Annotated in this window: 17 protein-coding genes; 9 read left to right on the forward strand and 8 right to left on the reverse strand. The window is 68.1% G+C overall.

All coding sequences use genetic code 11. From position 1 onward, the window contains the following. Window positions 1–61: 61 nt before the first annotated feature. From ABDZ89_RS09920 to sdhC, 4 genes are read right to left on the reverse strand one after another with little or no spacing between them, the layout of a single operon-like run. The gene (locus ABDZ89_RS09920) at window positions 62–1,891 is read right to left on the reverse strand and encodes an FAD-binding protein (protein WP_343778705.1); all 1,830 of its coding nucleotides are present in this window, start codon (window positions 1,889–1,891) and stop codon (window positions 62–64) included. A gap of 53 nt (window positions 1,892–1,944) precedes the next feature. Beyond that, window positions 1,945–2,835 (reverse strand): succinate dehydrogenase/fumarate reductase iron-sulfur subunit, encoded by an 891-nt coding sequence (locus tag ABDZ89_RS09925; RefSeq protein WP_343778707.1) that lies wholly within the window; start codon window positions 2,833–2,835, stop codon window positions 1,945–1,947. A gap of 7 nt (window positions 2,836–2,842) precedes the next feature. Next, window positions 2,843–3,214, reverse strand: a complete 372-nt coding sequence (locus tag ABDZ89_RS09930; RefSeq protein ID WP_343778708.1) for a succinate dehydrogenase/fumarate reductase transmembrane subunit — start codon at window positions 3,212–3,214, stop codon at window positions 2,843–2,845. A 1-nt stretch (window position 3,215) separates the two neighbouring features. Next, window positions 3,216–3,641, reverse strand: a complete 426-nt coding sequence (sdhC, locus tag ABDZ89_RS09935; protein WP_343778709.1) for a succinate dehydrogenase, cytochrome b556 subunit — start codon at window positions 3,639–3,641, stop codon at window positions 3,216–3,218. A 274-nt stretch (window positions 3,642–3,915) separates the two neighbouring features. Here sdhC and ABDZ89_RS09940 point away from each other — a divergent pair, with 274 nt between their 5' ends. From ABDZ89_RS09940 to ABDZ89_RS09950, 3 genes are all read left to right on the forward strand, one after another. Next, the gene (locus ABDZ89_RS09940) at window positions 3,916–4,110 is read left to right on the forward strand and encodes a cold-shock protein (protein ID WP_004596869.1); all 195 of its coding nucleotides are present in this window, start codon (window positions 3,916–3,918) and stop codon (window positions 4,108–4,110) included. Window positions 4,111–4,267: 157 nt separating this feature from the next. Continuing rightward, window positions 4,268–4,957 (forward strand): TetR/AcrR family transcriptional regulator, encoded by a 690-nt coding sequence (locus tag ABDZ89_RS09945; RefSeq protein WP_343778711.1) that lies wholly within the window; start codon window positions 4,268–4,270, stop codon window positions 4,955–4,957. After that, window positions 4,954–6,330, forward strand: coding sequence for an MFS transporter (locus tag ABDZ89_RS09950; protein ID WP_343778713.1), 1,377 nt, complete (start codon window positions 4,954–4,956; stop codon window positions 6,328–6,330). Before ABDZ89_RS09945 ends, ABDZ89_RS09950 begins: the two co-directional genes overlap by 4 nt. A gap of 430 nt (window positions 6,331–6,760) precedes the next feature. On the opposite strand, the gene ABDZ89_RS09955 is transcribed toward ABDZ89_RS09950, so the two are convergent. Then, on the reverse strand, window positions 6,761–7,873 hold the full coding sequence (locus tag ABDZ89_RS09955) for a transposase (RefSeq protein ID WP_343778715.1): 1,113 nt from the start codon (window positions 7,871–7,873) through the stop codon (window positions 6,761–6,763). Between the two features lie 450 nt (window positions 7,874–8,323). On the opposite strand from ABDZ89_RS09955, the gene ABDZ89_RS09960 reads away from it, so the two are divergent. Beyond that, window positions 8,324–8,800 carry a 50S ribosomal protein L11 gene (locus tag ABDZ89_RS09960; RefSeq protein WP_343778717.1) on the forward strand — a complete coding sequence of 159 codons (477 nt, stop codon included), beginning with the start codon at window positions 8,324–8,326 and terminating at the stop codon, window positions 8,798–8,800. A gap of 194 nt (window positions 8,801–8,994) precedes the next feature. Here ABDZ89_RS09960 and ABDZ89_RS09965 read toward each other — a convergent pair whose 3' ends face one another. Further along, window positions 8,995–9,714 carry a DUF4013 domain-containing protein gene (locus ABDZ89_RS09965; protein WP_343778719.1) on the reverse strand — a complete coding sequence of 240 codons (720 nt, stop codon included), beginning with the start codon at window positions 9,712–9,714 and terminating at the stop codon, window positions 8,995–8,997. 158 nt (window positions 9,715–9,872) lie between these two features. Here ABDZ89_RS09965 and ABDZ89_RS09970 point away from each other — a divergent pair, with 158 nt between their 5' ends. Next, window positions 9,873–10,160: a DUF8072 family protein gene (locus tag ABDZ89_RS09970; protein ID WP_343778720.1), complete on the forward strand. Its 288-nt coding sequence runs from the start codon at window positions 9,873–9,875 to the stop codon at window positions 10,158–10,160. A 26-nt stretch (window positions 10,161–10,186) separates the two neighbouring features. Here the strand turns inward: ABDZ89_RS09970 and ABDZ89_RS09975 are convergent, their stop codons facing one another. Next, window positions 10,187–10,648, reverse strand: a complete 462-nt coding sequence (locus ABDZ89_RS09975; RefSeq protein ID WP_343778722.1) for a universal stress protein — start codon at window positions 10,646–10,648, stop codon at window positions 10,187–10,189. A 134-nt stretch (window positions 10,649–10,782) separates the two neighbouring features. Here ABDZ89_RS09975 and ABDZ89_RS09980 point away from each other — a divergent pair, with 134 nt between their 5' ends. Then, complete coding sequence (locus tag ABDZ89_RS09980; RefSeq protein WP_371152566.1) at window positions 10,783–11,190, forward strand: RDD family protein; 408 nt, start codon at window positions 10,783–10,785, stop codon at window positions 11,188–11,190. A gap of 55 nt (window positions 11,191–11,245) precedes the next feature. On the opposite strand, the gene ABDZ89_RS09985 is transcribed toward ABDZ89_RS09980, so the two are convergent. Continuing rightward, window positions 11,246–13,198, reverse strand: a complete 1,953-nt coding sequence (locus ABDZ89_RS09985) for an ATP-binding protein (protein WP_343778723.1) — start codon at window positions 13,196–13,198, stop codon at window positions 11,246–11,248. 110 nt (window positions 13,199–13,308) lie between these two features. Between ABDZ89_RS09985 and ABDZ89_RS09990 the strand changes: the two genes are divergently transcribed. The 3 genes from ABDZ89_RS09990 (at window position 13,309) to ABDZ89_RS10000 (ending at window position 15,920) form a co-directional block, all read left to right on the forward strand. Continuing rightward, entirely contained in the window at window positions 13,309–13,644 is a 336-nt protein-coding gene (locus ABDZ89_RS09990; protein WP_343778724.1) for a DUF7113 family protein, read from the forward strand. 73 nt (window positions 13,645–13,717) lie between these two features. Next, window positions 13,718–14,425: a DUF2270 domain-containing protein gene (locus ABDZ89_RS09995; RefSeq protein ID WP_343778725.1), complete on the forward strand. Its 708-nt coding sequence runs from the start codon at window positions 13,718–13,720 to the stop codon at window positions 14,423–14,425. A gap of 94 nt (window positions 14,426–14,519) precedes the next feature. Then, a complete protein-coding gene (locus tag ABDZ89_RS10000) occupies window positions 14,520–15,920 on the forward strand; it encodes a M28 family peptidase (protein ID WP_343778727.1) in 1,401 nt (466 codons plus the stop codon). Window positions 15,921–15,977: the final 57 nt, after the last annotated feature.

Below are 15,977 nucleotides of genomic sequence, written 5' to 3' on the forward strand. Positions count from 1 at the left end.
GCGAAACCGCGGGCCCTCGATTCGGAGGACCGCACGCGCACGGACGGCCCGCGACGGCGGGTCAGTACGAGCGGCTCTTCGGCTCGTACGTCTTGTTTTCGCCCTCGAGGACGACCGGCTTGTACCACAGCTCCGGCTCGCCGTCGTTCCACGAGATGAGCGTGTGTTTCAGCCAGCTCTCGTCTTTCCGCTCCTGGTGTTCCTTGCGCCAGTGGGCGCCGCGGAACTCCTCGCGAGCGAGCGCGCCCATCGTCAGCGCCTCGGCGATGTCGAGGATGTTCCGCGTCTCCATCGTGTGGATCAGGTCGGTGTTGAACGTGCGCGAGGGGTCAGACACCGCGACGTCTTTGTACGCCTCGCGGGCGTCACGCAGGTCCGCGAGCGTCTCCTCCAGCCGGCCCTCCTCGCGGAACACGTTGACGTTGTCCGTCATCGTCTCCTGGACCGCGGAGCGGATCTCGGCGTGGTTGCGCCCCTTCCGGGAGAGCAGCTCGTCGACGCGCTCCTGTGCGCGGTCGACCGCGCCACCGACGACGCTCTCGGCGTCGGTCGCCACCGCGCCGCCGTCGGCCGCCGCGGGACCAGACCCGCCGGTCTCGCCGACCTCGACGCCGAACTCGTAGTCGGCCGGCTGCCAGTCGCCCGACCGGCCGGTCGTGACCTCGGCCTCGCCCATGTCCTCGCCGGCCGCGTGGCGACCGGCGCGCTTGCCGAAGACGATGAGTTCGGGCAGCGCGTTGCCCCCGAGGCGGTTCGCGCCGTGGACGGACGCGCAGGCGCACTCGCCGGCCGCGTACAGCCCGTCGATGGCGGTCTCCCCGTGCTCGTTCGTCTCGATGCCGCCCATCGCGTAGTGCTGGCCGGGCTTGACCGGCATCGGCTCCGTGAGCCCGTCGGCGCCCTCGAAGTCCTCCGCGAGGTGGAGAATGTTCTCCAAGCGGTCGAGGATGCGCTCCTCGCCGAGGTGGCGCATGTCGAGGTGGACGTACTCGTCCTCGATGCCGCGGCCCTCGTTGACTTCCGTCAGCTCGGCGCGGGAGACGACGTCGCGGGAGGCGAGCTCGCCGTCGTTGTTCGCGTAGCCGTGCTCGAACATGAACCGCTCGCCGTCCTTGTTGTAGAGGATACCGCCCTCGCCGCGGACGCCCTCCGAGATGAGGACCCCCGTCGACGGGAGCGTCGTCGGGTGGAACTGGATGAACTCCATGTCCTCCATCGGGACGCCGGCGCGGTACGCCATCGCGACCCCGTCGCCGGTGTTCGCCACCGCGTTCGTGGTGTGGTCGAACACCTGCCCCATCCCGCCCGTCGCGAGGATGACGCCGTTCTCGGCGCGGAAGCCGCTTATCTCGCCGCTCTGGATGTCGTAGGCGACGACGCCGTGACAGGTCCGCTCGGCGGGGTCGTCCTCGTCGGTGACGGCCAGATCCATCACGTGCCACTCGTCGTACACCGTGATCCCTCGTTTGACCACCTGCTCGTACATCGTGTGGAGCATCTGGTGGCCGGTCTCCGCGCCGGCGTACGTCGTGCGCGGGAACGAGAGGCCGCCGAACGGCCGCTGAGAGACGCGACCGTCGTCCTCGCGGGAGAACGGCATCCCCCAGTGTTCGAGGCGGATGACCTCCTCGGGGCTCTCCTTACAGAGGGCCTCGACGGCCGGGGCGTCGCCGAGGTAGTCGGACCCCTTCATCGTGTCGTACGCGTGGTCCTGCCAGGAGTCGGCGTCGCGCAGCGCCGCGTTGATACCGCCCTCTGCCGCGCCCGTGTGCGAGCGGACGGGATGGAGCTTCGAGACCATCGCCACGTCCGCGCCCGCTTCTTGTGCCGCGATCGCCGCCCGGAGTCCCGCCCCGCCGGCCCCGACGACGACGACGTCGTGTTCGTACATTGTTGGTATGTAATTTCGTAGGTTCTGGAGTCCCTTGATACTGTCTGTCGGGATTACCAGAATTTCAGGTTGTTCTTGACCGCTTCGCGTTTCAGCTCCTGGATGTGCTCGGTGAGGGGGATGTCCTTCGGACACACCTCCGTACAGGAGAACTGCGTCTGGCACCGCCAGACGCCGTGTTCCTGCTCGATTATCTCCAGCCGCTTCTGCTTGATGTCCTCGCCCTCGCGCTCGTCCATGGCGAACCGGTACGCCTTGTTGATCGCGGCGGGGCCGAGGTACTCGTTGTCGCCGGCGGCGATGTTACACGAGGACATACACGCGCCACACCAGATACACCGCGTGGACATCTTGATCTTCTCGCGGTTCTCGCGGTCCTGGCGCTGCTCTTCGAGTTCGCCGTCCGGGTACTCGTTGGTCTGGAAGTACGGCTCGACGGCCTCCATCTGCTCGTAGAAGTGCTCCATGTCGACGACGAGGTCCTTCGTCACTTCGGCGTGGGGGAGCGGCTCGACGCGGACCGGGTGTTCCAGCTCCGAGATCTGCGTCTTACACGCCAGCTTCTGCCCGCCGTTGACGAACATCGCGTCGGACCCGCACACCGCCTGCCGGCAGGAGTGGCGGAACGTGAGCGAGGAGTCGTACGTGTCCCGCGCGTACATCAGCGCGTCGAGGACGGTCATTCCCTTCGTGAACGGGACGTGGAAGGTGTCGAAGCGCGGCTCCTGTTTCCCCTCGACCTGCGGGTCGTAGCGGAACACCTTCAGCTCGACCGTGCTCTCGTCGGCGGCCGCCTTCTCGGCCTCCTCCTGTTGCCGCTGTTCGCGGCGGTCGGCCGCGCGGCGTCGCTTCTCGGCGCGGCGCTCGTCGCCCTTCGAGGCGGGCTCCGTCTCCGTCTCCGCCTCGGTCGATTCTTCGGTCTGCTTCGGAATTTGCGTGCTCATTGTCGGTTCAGTAGAGTCCGATACCCGCCCACGCGTTCGCGGTGCGGATTCCCTGGACGACCAAGACGACGCTCGCGGCGACGAGCGTCCACTTGATCACGGTGCGTTTCGTGCCGGTGAGCCCCTGGTTCACCAGGGCGTTGTAGACGCCGTTGACCCCGTGGAACGTCGCCGTCACGAGGAAGAGGATCATCAGCGAGTAGTAGCTCAGGTTCTCCATGCGGCCGGAGCTGGCGAGGAACGACACCTCGTCCGCGTGGTGGACGAAGTGGAGCAGGAAGAAGTGGAACGCCAGCACGACAAGCAGGAACGCCGCCGTGACCCGCTGAAGGAACCACATCCGGCCGCCCTGCTGGAACGAGGAGTAGCGTTCGGCCATCTCAGAACGCCCCCGCGAGGAACGTCGGGACGGACGCGACCGTGATCGCTCCGGTGAGGATCAGCGACGCGTAGAAGCTCTTGTCCTGTGCGTCCAGCCCGACGCCGAGGTCGGTGAGCAGGAGTCGGGTCCCGTTGAGCATGTGGAAGACGGCGACGGCCAGCAGCCCGACCTCCAAGATCCGAACGAGAAGCAGCCCCTCCAGCGAGACGATCGTCTGGGTGTACACGTCGTTGCCCGCGGCGATCGCCGCTTCGCCGGCACCGGCCGCCGGAATCCCCGTACTCAATACCGCGATGTGCGTGAACAGGTACCCGATGAGCACCCATCCCGTGAACTTGTGGAAGATCCAGGCCCACATCCCCGCCTCGAACTCCCGCCAACGGCCGAAGTCCTCGATGAGGCCTCGATTGTACGACTGACTCATACCTAACGGTTCTGAACCGGGGTCGTATAGTAGTTACTAACACGGCGGCCCTCGCTCCCACGGACGGGAACTCGCGGGTATCGCACCGCCGAGGCCACGGCCGACGGTACGGCCGATACCACGCGGCTCTTTCGCGTCGGTCTCTACTCAGTCTCCGGTCGGTTTCGCCCCGGTCTGTCCTCGATCTCAACTCCGCCTCACCCGTGATACGGAGCCGCACGCCCCGGACGGTCGCGGAAGCCTTATATGTCACAGCCCCGCTCTTTCGGACGCAATGGCGAAAGGCGAAGTCGATTTCTTCAACGACACTGGCGGCTACGGTTTCATTTCGACTGACGACGCGGACGAGGACGTCTTCTTCCACATGGAAGACGTCGGCGGTCCGGACCTCGAGGAGGGGCAGGAAGTCGAGTTCGACATCGAGGAGGCCGACAAGGGCCCCCGCGCGTCGAACGTCACCCGTCTGTAAGTCGACGACAACACCCGAGGCGAATCGGCTTTTCACTGTTTCTGCTCTCGTGAGCGACCGCTCCGAAGCGCGTTCCGCCGTCCGACGGCGGCCCGCGCCGGCCGCGATCGCTCCCGACCGATAGGGATTTACCGCCGGTTGACTGACCGGTCAGTCAATGAGCGACTCGCCGAGCGCGGCAGCGGAGATCATGGACGGGGTCTACAGCGCGCTCCGCGCCCACGGCTACGCCGACCTGACGATGCAGGACATCGCCGACGAGTGTTCGAAGAGCAAGTCGCTGCTCCACTACCACTACGACACGAAGGAGGACCTGCTCGTCGCCTTCCTCGATCACATCATCTCCGACTCGGAAGAGCGGATCGCGGCCCGCGCCGACGACCCGCCGGTCGAGCGGCTGGTCCAGTTCGTCGGGTGGTTCGTGTTCGCGCCCGACGAGCCCGACCGCGAGGCGTTCCACATCGCGCTGTTGGAACTGCGCACGCAGGGGCCGTTCAACGGGCGCATCCGCGAGCAGCTGGCGCGCAGCGACCGACTGCTCCGGGGGACCGTCGCCGACATCCTCGCCGACGGCATCGAGGCCGGCGTCTTCCGCGACGTCGACGTGGAGGAGACGGCGGCGCTGCTGGTGGCGACCCTCGACGGCGCGAGGACCCGCCAGATCACACTCGCCGGCGCCGAGCGGGACGGCGATAGCGAGGGGTACACCCGAGAAGTCGCCGAGGCCGCCCTCCGTCGGATCGTCGGGCCGCTGCTCACCGAGAAGGCCGAGCTGCCGCCGCTCGACGCCGCGATAGAGGCGCTCCGGCGCGAACACGACACGTCGGACGCCGACGGCGGCGAATGAGCCGCCTCGGGTTCGAGCGGCCGCCGCCGGTGTTGCTCGCGGTGATCGCGAGCACCTTCTTCGTCGGTTTCGGCGGCGGCGTCGTCTTCCCGATCCTCCCGAACCTGGGCGCGGTCCTCGGCATCTCGGCGTTCATGGTCGGCGTGATCCTCTCCGCGAACCGGTGGGTGCGGCTCGTCGCGAACGCGCCCGCCGGCGCGCTCGTCGACCGATACGGAACGCGCACGCCGTTCGTCGTCGGCCTGTTCGTCGAGGGGGTCGCCACGCTCGGCTACGTGGTCGCGCTCGTGATGCCGCCCGCCGAGACGCTTCGTCCGGTCGCGGCCGCACTGCCGACGCTGACCGTCGGTCCGGTGGTCGTCGGTACGGAGACGTGGTTCACCCCGCTCGCGGTGGCGGTCGCGCCCGAGACGTGGTTCCTCCTCGCGCGGGTCCTCTGGGGCTTCGGCTCCGCCGCGGTGTTCGCGACCGCCTACACGATCGCCGCCGACCTCTCCGACAGCGGTGACCGCGGGACGAACATGGGGATCGTCCGCGGCGGGATCACGATGGGGTTCCCGGCTGGCCTCGTCCTCGGCGGGGTCGTCTCGGCGGTCGCGGGCAACGTCGCGGCGTTCGTCGTCGCCGCCGCGTTCGCGCTCACCGCGAGCGTCGTGGCCTACCGGTTCGTCCCGGAGACGCACGTCACGACCGACCGCTCCGGGGAGTCGATCAAGCCGTGGGAGATAGACACCGCCGTCCCCGCCGTGACGGTCGGGCTGGTCAACTTCGGGCTGATGTTCGCGTACATCGGCGCGCTGTTCTCCACGCTCGTCTTATTCCTCGGGGCGAACGACATCTCGCTGTTCGATCTCGCGCCGCAGGGCACTTCGGGGCTGTTCATGGCCGGCACGGTGCTCTCGGCCGCGTTCTTCATGCTCGTCGGCGGGCGGATCTCCGACACCCGGAACTCGCGAACGCCGATACTGCTAACCTTCCTCGTGGTCTCGTTCGTCGGGTTCCTCCTCCTCGCTCGGGCCGGGTCAGTCGTCTCGCTCGGCCTCGCCTGCGTCTTCATCGGCGCGGGACAGGGCGGGACGAGCGGCCCGATGATGGCCCTCCTCGCGGACCTGACGCCCGACGAGCGGATGGGCCGCGCCTCGGGGACGAACAACGTCCTCGGCGACGTGGGCGGCGGGCTCGGCCCGATGGTGTCGCTCCCGCTGATCGAGGCGGTCGGGTTCACCCCGATCTACGCCGCCTGCGCTGCCCTGCCGCTGCTGGCCGGCTGCGTCCTCCTCCTCGGCGTCCGCCGGGAGACCGGGACGTTCCTCCCCGGCCGCGTCGCGGACGGGGCGGGCTCAAGTGACCCGTCGAGCGTGGTCGATTCGTAGTCGGCGGTACCTTCCGACCGCACGTCGCCACGTTTTATAAACGAAATAGGCGATGGCGCGTGCCTGCGAGCGGCCGCCCCCGGCGGCCGCGAAGCCAGCACGCGCGAGGGAGTCGGCCGACCGAAGGGAGGCCGACGAGGCTGGGGAGGCGTGAGGCGCAGTTGCTGTGCGGGGCGGGACTCAAAGGGGCAGCCGCGAGGGCGAAGCACGGCGCATTGACATCCTCCCCGCGCTAAACAGTAGTTGCCGAATCAAATCCGATCCGTACCAACCAAGCTGTTGAGCTCAGTGAATCTCAAGATCGCGGTGAATTTCGCTGTGACAGACTCATTGAGAGAGCGAGGGAACGCCGCATCAGCGGCGTTCCCGAGCGATGCCTCTCCGCGATGAGGCGTACTCACCGGTCATCCCGGTCGAATCCGAGCGTGACTCAGCCATAATCTGTCGAGAAAATGAGTCTACGAAAGATTCGTGTTGAGATCTGCGGTGTCTGTGGACCTGTTCTCGGTGCGGCTAAGACGTTGGCTAACACCCAGAGATTGTACAGTGACACCGCGAACAGAAAGTAGAACAACCTCACTGAGAATGTCGGCGACGACGTTCTCGGAAGAAAATCACCGATCTGCCGATATGACGTTTCGATTCCCCAGCGGCGGCGAAACGCCGCCGCGTACGCTTTTGCTGTCGACTGATCTACGTCCAAACTCGTCACGAACCAGACGTGCTCGTCTTCGCTTGTGCGGTGCGGAACCGCGAAGACTGTAACATCTACCGACGCTGTTGGTTTGCGCTTTCGCTGCATCGTATACTCGTCAGCAACCGTCTCAGCGCCGGCGCTGAGACGGTCTCTCATTCCACTACTCGGCCGCGCACGCACGATATAATCGACATCCTGCTGTTCTAACTCCGCGACGACGTGAACTTGGTAGAATCCACGATCGAGGTAGACGTGTCGAATGGAGACGTACTGTTTGGCTGTCTCGAGCAAGGAGCGAACGGCTTCGCGCTTGGCGCGAAAGCCGTTCGCGTCCATCGGGACCACCGCAAGCGTAAATCGCGTGCGAGGAGCGACGATACACAGTGTTGCGAAGCAAAACACTTTGTTCGTTCCGAGATCGGGATACGTGGTTAGGACGTGGTCTGTGTCGGCAGAGCCATAGAAGCGCCACTCGTGGAGATCGATGGCAACATCGACGAACGCAGGAAGTCGGCGCTGAGACCGGAGGACTTCGAACACTCGATCTCGGACGCCATCGAACTGGCCGGTGATGGCGTCTGGTGAGAGATTACGCAAGTGATACAGCAGCGATTTAGCGAGTGAATTTCGAGCCGTAGCGGTGATATCGACGTGCTCGTCACGATCAAGTTGGAGCGTTTTCCCACCCGTATTTGCGAACTCCTGATCAAAAGCGATCCGAGAGAGGATTTCCTGGAAATCCTCTCTCGTGTACTTCCCACACGGTTTCACGCCGAGTTCGAGCTCTGGAAACAGCACCGTCGACGCAGCACGGCAAACCTGTTTCGCCTCAGCTGTCTGGATCATCTGTTGACCAACACAGCCCAGCGTGAAGAGCCTCAGTCAGGTTCGGCAACTACTGTGAAGAGCGAGGCTTTCGCCTCGAATTTTCCGTAAGTACCGCAGCGAGGGAGCGACAGTGACCGAGCGAGGAACGCAGCAAGCCGCGCGAGCCGTCGCGGCTGGGGCTTTGGCGGTGTTCGCCGCCGATCCGCAGTCAGTCATTTATAAATGAGCGGCTGGGGCTTTGGCGGTGTTCGCCGCCGATCAGCGATAAGTCGTTTACAATCGAGCGGTTGGTGGTTCGCTAGCGTTCCACGCGATATCGCACGGTCATTTCTAAACACACACTGAACAGACGCGCCGCGTCGAACGAGTGGTTCACCGGCATGTAAGCCACTCGTAAGGTGTGCGAACCGCTGACTCCCGCTGCCCGAAAGAACAACGGTTAAAAGTCGCCGCCGGGTTCGTACGGACATGGCTGGAACTATCGAAGCGCTCGTCCCCGGCGGGCAGGCCAACCCTGGCCCGCCGCTCGGTCCCGAGCTCGGGCCGACGCCGGTAGACGTTCAGGACGTCGTCGCGGAGATCAACGACGAGACCGCCGCCTTCGACGGCATGGAGGTGCCCGTCACCGTCGAGTACGACGACGACGGCTCCTTCACCATCGAGGTCGGCGTGCCGCCCACCGCGGAGCTCATCAAGGACGAGGCCGGGTTCGACACCGGCTCCGGCGAGCCCCAGGAGGACTTCGTCGCCGACATGTCCATCGAGCAGGTGCGGAAGGTCGCCGAGCAGAAGTCGAGCGACCTGCTCGCGTACGACACGAAGGCCGCCGCCAAGGAGGTCGGCGGCACCTGCGCCTCCCTCGGCGTCACCATCGAGGGCGAGGACGCCCGGACGTTCGACGACCGCGTCGACGCCGGCGAGTACGACGACGTTCTCGACGAGTAACGTCCCTTTTCGCGTCTTTCGGCGGTTTTGCGTTGGTATTCGTCGGTAGAGCTACGTCAGACGCGGTTTCGGTCGGGACAGGTCTATCGTGTCATCGCGAGCGGCAACAGCGGGTCCTCCGGTGAGAAACCGGCGTTCGAGTGTGTATGAGAAAAACGGAGTTCAACGAGAGCCGGCAGCTTCGGTTCCGCCGGTCACACGGCCGGGCGTTCGGACGGCTCCGACTCGGACGTCCGCTCCGTGACCGGTCGCACGTCGGCCCACGTCCAGCCGAGGATCGCGGCCGCGGCGACGAGCGCGTAGAACTGGACGAACACGCCCGCGATCGTTCCGAGGACCGGGACGACCGAGAGCACGCCCACCGCGAGCGCGCCGGCGAGGGTGACGACGGCGGCCGTCAGCCAGCCGGTCGCGTACGCCCGCTTCGAGACGACGCCCCAGAGCGTGCCGAGCGCGAAGCCGTCGCCGACTTTTCCGGAATCGGCGACCGCCGCGATCGCCGCGGGCGTGACGTAGAGCCCGACGAGCGAGACGAGGAGAGCGAGGAGCCCGCCGACGAGGACGATCAGTCCGACCGCGACCGTCCCGGCGCCGACGGACTCGCCGCCCGGCACCACGACGAACGCGCCGAGACTGAGCGCCCCGGCGCCGACGACGATCGCCAGGGGCAGAAGCGAGTAGACGAACGTGACGGCGAACGCCTTCAGCCCGTCGACGAGGAGCTCCCCCCACGCGTCGAAGACCGGCGGCTCGTCGTCGCCGTCGGCGGTCCGTCGGAGGACGCGAACGACGTAGCCGAGCACGGCGAACGCCGGGATCAACAGCGGGCTCGCGAGGAGTAGGACGCCGCCGATCAGGACGGTGACGAGGGCGTCGTCGCCGTCGCGCAGGTAGTTGAGAGACGCTTCTATCATGGTGTATCCCATGTACTGACGCGTCGTGAGCTATTAAACTAGTACGGCGAGCGATGCAGTGAGAGCCGCGAGTGGCTCCAGACGAACCGACGGGCGGCGTCGGACCTTCCCGCGGGCGGAGCCGGCCACTTATGTCTGAACCGAATCGATACGTGGATATGCCCGACCTCAACCCCGTCGCCAAGCGGATCCACAACGTTCAGCCCCGGCCGGTGCGGCTCGAACTCGACTCCGGCGAGACCGGAGTCTTCGAGTTCTCGTCGACGGAGTTCTTCCAGCGGGAGTTCCGCGGCGAGGGCGTCCGGACCGACGCCGACGGCGACGCCGACTTCCGACTGATCAGCTCGGAGGACTACGAGCGGATCCTGCTCGGCCGGTCCGGTCCCGACGAGGAGGGGTGGTCGATGGTCGCCGAGGTGATCGCGGCCGAGCGGGTCGAGGAGTAACGGCGCGCTCGCGGCCGGAGTTCGGGTCAGCGAACGACCGTCACCGGCATCTCGGCTCGGCGGACGACCCCCTCCGCGACGCTACCGAGGAGGACCCGAGAGAGCCCCGTCCGGCCGCGGCTCCCGACGACGACGTGATCGAACGGGTTCGGGTCGGCGTCAGCCTCGTCGTCGGCAGTCGGCTCCGCCTCGCCCGCGGCGACGGAGAGGATGGTCGACGTGGGGCGACCGACCTCCATTCTGGTGTCGATGTCACGGCCGGCCGACTCGGCCGCCTGCCGAAGGACGCGCTCGCCGCGGGCGGTGGCGCTCTCGTACCACTGGTCGCCCGCGCCGGGGAACCCGCCCTCCGCGCCGGTCGCCGAGTCCGCCGGGTTGACCACGTACAGGGCCGTCAGGTCGGCGTCGGGCCACTCCGTGGCGGCGAACGAGAGGGCTTCGGCGGCCTCCTCCGATCCGTCGACCGCGACGAGAATGCGTTTGGCCATACGCGGCGGTTCGCCCGCTCCGGATAAAAAGGGCGGCGGCGACTCCGAAGCGACGGCAATCCGACTCGGAAAACGGGGGAGATGGGATCACGCGGGGTCAGAAAACACTTGACTCCGGGGCCGCGAGCATCGGTATGACCTCCTTCGCGCGGTCGCAGCTGGCGTCGGTCACCGCCCGCGGCGGCGCGTGGCTCGTCGACATCGTGGCGAGCCTCGTCGCCGCCACCGCGGTTTCCGGGGTGGTCGGCGTTGCCTCGGACGGACTCGCCGGTCTCGCCTTCCTTCTCGTCTTCGTGGGGTGGTACGTCGTCTCGGAGGCCGTCTGGGGCCGGACACCGGGGAAGGCGTTCGCCGGTATCAGGGTCGTCGACGAGGACGGGGACGAGATCGGCGCCCGCGCCGCCGTCTTGCGGAACGTCACCAAGATCATCGGCGGGGCCTCGCTCCTGTTGATCCTCGCGGGCGTCGTGTCCATCGCCGACTCGCGTGAGAACCAGCGGCTCGGCGATCGGTTCGCGGGGACGCTGGTCGTGCGAGTCTGAGCCGACTGCTCGAAGCGGGCACCTGCGGTACGGGGCTGGGGGCCGAGCGGGCGCCTCAGTCGTGTCGCGTCACGCACTCGGAGAGGCCGATCAGCTCGACGGGCTCGGAGTTGTCCGGCGAGTAGACGACCATCTGCCCCTTCTCCATGTACGGCACCTTCCCGGCGAGGTTCGAGGGGATGTTGACGCTGTGTATCGCGTCCTCGTCGCCGAGGTTCAAGACGACCTTCGTGTTCACCTGCTTGAACACGGAGTCGGCCACGTCTTGAGGGTCCTGCGTGATGAGGAACAGGCCCAGCCGCTCCTTGCGGCCCTGCTTCGCCGCCTCCGTGAACTTCTGAACCACCTTCTGTGCCTGGACGTTGTCGGCGTCGGCGAGGAAGTTGTGCGCCTCGTCCATCCCGACCAGCAGCGGCGTCTCCTTGATCCGGTCGCTCGCCGGGTCGTTCGACAGTTTGTCGTCGACCAGCAGCCCCGCGACCGCGAGGACGACGATCTCCTTCTGCCGCGACGTGGGCAGGTGGTAGGTGGGAACGACGGAGAGCCCACCGGGACGCACGAGGGTGTGATCGAGCTCCGTGATCGGCTTCGCGTCCTGGTCGAAGACGCCGCTCGGGACCCCGCGGACCCGCCGCTTGACGGCGTCGAACGTCGCCTCGTGGATCCGCCCGCTCTCGTGGAGCTCCTCTTTGAGCGCCGGGTCGTCGAGGTACGAGAGGAACTGACTGTAGGTCCCCTCGTCGCCGTAGTCGTCGAAGAACCTGTTCAGAAGCGTCAGGAGCGCGGGGTACTGGTTGTCGTTGAGCCCCGACCCGGCGACGAGCCACGGCATGTCGTCCGCCAGCGAGAAGGGGATCGTGAACTCCACGCGCTCGGCGCGGTGGCCCTCGCCGGGATACGTCGCGTTCGCGACCCGCGGCACGAGCGCGACGGTGTCGTCGTGGCCCCCGTGGGCGATCCCCTCGCGCTCCAAGCGCCGGGCGAACGCGTCGTCGAGGTCCGGGTTGTCGTCGTGCATCTGCGCGTACTCGTCCTGCGGGTCGAACTGGACGACCGCCATGCGCGACTCGCGGCCGTCGCCCATGGGGTAGGTCCGGTCCGAATCGAGGTACTGCCGGAGAACGTTCTTCGAGGCGTGGGTCTTCCCCGACCCGGTGCCGCCGGCGACGAGCGTGTGGCGGAAGGTCAGCGGGTCGCCGTCGGCGTAGTCGTCCTTCACCCGGTAGTCGACCGTGGGGGGTTCGGCCGCGGTCCGGACCTTCTCGCCGCCGACCGAGAGGTGACCGAGAAAGACGCCGTCGTCGGGGATCTTCAGCCCCGTCTTGATCTCGGCGTCGTCGGCCGCCTCCTCGACGACGGCGCCGGGTTTCGGCACCCGGTCCGTCATTCGGCGTTTCATCTCGTCGCCCTCGCCGTACACCACCGACATCGGCTCCAAGTCGGCGACGAACTTGTAGTCGCGCTCGGCGAAGTCGTCGCGGCGCATCTGCCGACGGGCGTGGATCTCCGTCGCGTCGTCCGACTGGAACTCCTGGGCGTACTCCAACCCCGTTATCCGACAGAAGAGGCGCTCCCCGTCCGGGTACGGGATCAGGAGGTACTTCCCGAGTCGCACGGACTCGCGGTTGCCGGTCGTGACGAACGCCTTCAGCGACGTCTCGTCCTCCTCCTCGGCGACGCGCAGCCCCTGCGAGACGGAGACGACCCCGAGCCCCGCGTCGCTCCCCGCCGGCGTGGCGTCGTACGCGGCGAACGCCTCGTCCGCGGGCTGGTCGCCCGCGTCGGGGCCAGTTCCGTCCGACGGCGGCGCGTTCGCCGGGGCGTCGTCGGCAGGCGCGTCGGTGGCCGGAGCGTCGTCGGTTCGGGACGCGCCGCCCGCCGCGTCGGTCGCACTCCCGCCGTCGGCCGCGGAGTCTGCCCCGCTCTCGCCGTCGGCCGCGGAGTCGGCGTCGCTCGGCGGGTCACCGTCGCCGTCACCGGTGTACTCGGTGAAGTCCTCCAGCGTCATGGCGTACTCACCGGTCGCCGGGCCGAAAGCGTTTGCCCTCGGAGCGCGGAGCGGGCGTCCTTCGTTCCCGGTCACGGGGCGCTTATCCCGCTCGCCCTCGTATCCGTGGCATGATACTCGTTCGCGGCAGCGGCGGCGGGACGGACCTCACCGGCACGGTGTTCGAGCGCGGCGAGGAGCCGCCGGCGTACAAGGGCGCTCCGAACGAGGACGCGCCGTACGTGTGGGTCTGCGACGCCTTCTACGAGGTCGAGAGCGGTGGGTCACCCCTCGTCGTCGACGGCGAGGAGATCCGCGTCGCCTTCGAGGAGCCGATGCCGCGCGGGTTCGACACCCGCGATCAGGCGGTCGAGGCGGCCCGCGAGCACGTCCGGACGCAGTTCGCCAGGATCGGGGTCGACCCCGACGACGTCGAGGTCGAGGTCTCCGCGGCGGGCCCGGCCTGAGACCTGGCGCCGAACACCGGTCGCGTCGGCGGCCGACCCCTCTTTTACCCGTGTCGCCCCGGTACGAGGCCGTATGTCCGACCCAGCGGAGGACTTCGACCCGAGGTCGCGAGAGGAGCGCGAGGTCGCCGCCGAGGCCGCGGGCGACCGGTCCGACTTCCTCTCGCTGATGGCCCACACGTACCGCGGCGAGCTCGGCCGGACGGGCTCGTGGCGGACCCGCATCGACCGGACGACGAACTGGGCGGTGGTGGTGACCGCGTCGCTGCTCACCTGGACCTTCTCCAGCGAGTCGCGGCCGCACTACGTGCTGCTCATCGGGCTCGTCATGCTCAGCGTCTTCCTCGGGATCGAGACCCGCCGGTACCGGATGTTCGACGTCTGGCGCTCGCGCGTGCGGCTCTTAGAGGAGAACGTGTTCGCGAACGCGCTCGACCCGGAGGGCGTCGAGCAGTCGAACTGGCGGAAACTGCTGAGCGAGGACCTCCGCGAGCCGACGATCAAGATGCCGGCCGTCGAGGCGGTGTCGCGGCGCCTCCGGCGGGTGTACGCGCCGCTCGTCTCGGTCCTCGTCGCCGCGTGGGTCGTCAGGCTCACCGTGTTCACGCCCCCGGAGACCGGCGTCGTCGCGACCGCTTCGGTCGGCGCGCTCCCGGGCGCGCTGGTGATCGCGCTCGTCGCTGGGTTCTACGGCCTCGTACTGGCGCTGACCCTGCGGCGGGCCCCGAGGCGGGCAAAAGGCGAGATGCAGGCGGCCGAGGACACCGACGAGTGGAAGTGAGCCGCTCGCGGCTCCGCTTCCGGCGGGCGATCCGACCGCGTCCCCCCCCGTCGCCTCCCGCAACCCCTTTTCGCCCGCGGCCCAACCGGATCGTATGGCCGAGCTACCGGACCGCGTCGTGGGCGACGCGCGGACGAGCGACTTCGGGTGGGACCTCCTCACGGACCTGACCGACATCGGGAACCGAATGGCGGGGTCGACGGGCGAGCGCCGCGGCGCCGAGCGCGTCGTCGAGGCGTTCGAGGCGGCCGGCCTGCGGAACGCCGGGCTCGACGAGTTCGAGATCCCCGGCTGGTGGCGCGGGGAGTCGTCGCTGTCGGTGTCGGGACCGGTCGAGCGACGCCACGAGAACTCCCACGAGGTGATCGCGCTGCCGGGGACCCCGAGCGGCGAGGTGACCGCGCCGCTGGTCGACGTCGGCGACGGCACCGACGAGGCGTTCGCGGCCGCGGGCGAGAGGCTGGAGGGCGCGGTCGCGATGGCCTCCTCGCGCACGCCGGAGAGCCACGACCGGTGGATCCACCGGATGGAGAAGTACGTCGCGGCGGCCGAGCGCGGCGCGGTCGGGTTCGTCTTCCGGAACCACATCGAGGGGGCGCTGCCGCCGACCGGCGAGATCGGCTACCACAACCGCCCCGGGCCGATCCCAGCGGTCGGCGTCTCGAAGGAGGTCGGCGACCGGCTCTCGCGGCTCGCCGAGGCCGCCGACGAGAGCGACGACGCGGACGGCGGTGTCGGCGACGACCACGGCGACGAGCGGCCGACCGTCTCCCTCGACGTCGACTGCCGGAACGAGCCGACGACCTCGGTGAACGCCGTCGCGGAGGTCGGCCCGGACACCGAGGAGGCGGTGTATCTCACCGCCCACGTGGACGCCCACGACGTGAGCGACGGCGCCAACGACAACGGCGCGGGCTCCGCGCTCGTCGCCGAGGTCGGGCGCCTGCTCGCGAGCGTCGAAGGCGACCTCGACACGCGGGTCCGGCTCGTGACCTTCGGCTCGGAAGAGATCGGGCTATGGGGCGCGTACCACGCCGCCGAGACCACGCCGCGAGCGGAGATCGCCTGCGTGGTCAACCTCGACGGCGCCTGTAGCTCCCGGAACCTCCGCGTGGGAACGAACGGGTTCGACGGGATGGCGTCGGTGTTCGAGTCGGTCACGGACGCGTTCGACGCGCCGCTCGCGACCGGCGAGACCATCTCCCCGCACGGCGACCAGTGGGCGTTCGTTCAGGAGGGGATCCCGGCGGTGATGGTGTCGACGACGAGCGACCAGTCCGGGCGCGGCTGGGGGCACACTCACGCCGATACCCTCGACAAACTCGACTCTCGAGACCTCGGCGAGGTGGCGACGCTCGTCGCCGCGTCCGTCTACCGCTTCGCGACGGGCGAGGTCGAGGCCACCCACCGGTCGCGCGAGGCGATCCGAGACGCTATCGACGAGGGGTACGTCGAGGAGCTGAAGACGGGCGGGCGGTGGCCCTACGGCGACTGAGCGGGGAGGCGAAAGGGACCGAACGTCGCGCGAGGACGCGGAGGGGACCGAACGTCG

The sequence above is a fragment of the Halorubrum ejinorense genome, assembly GCF_039522565.1.
Classification (GTDB): Archaea; Halobacteriota; Halobacteria; order Halobacteriales; family Haloferacaceae; genus Halorubrum; species Halorubrum ejinorense.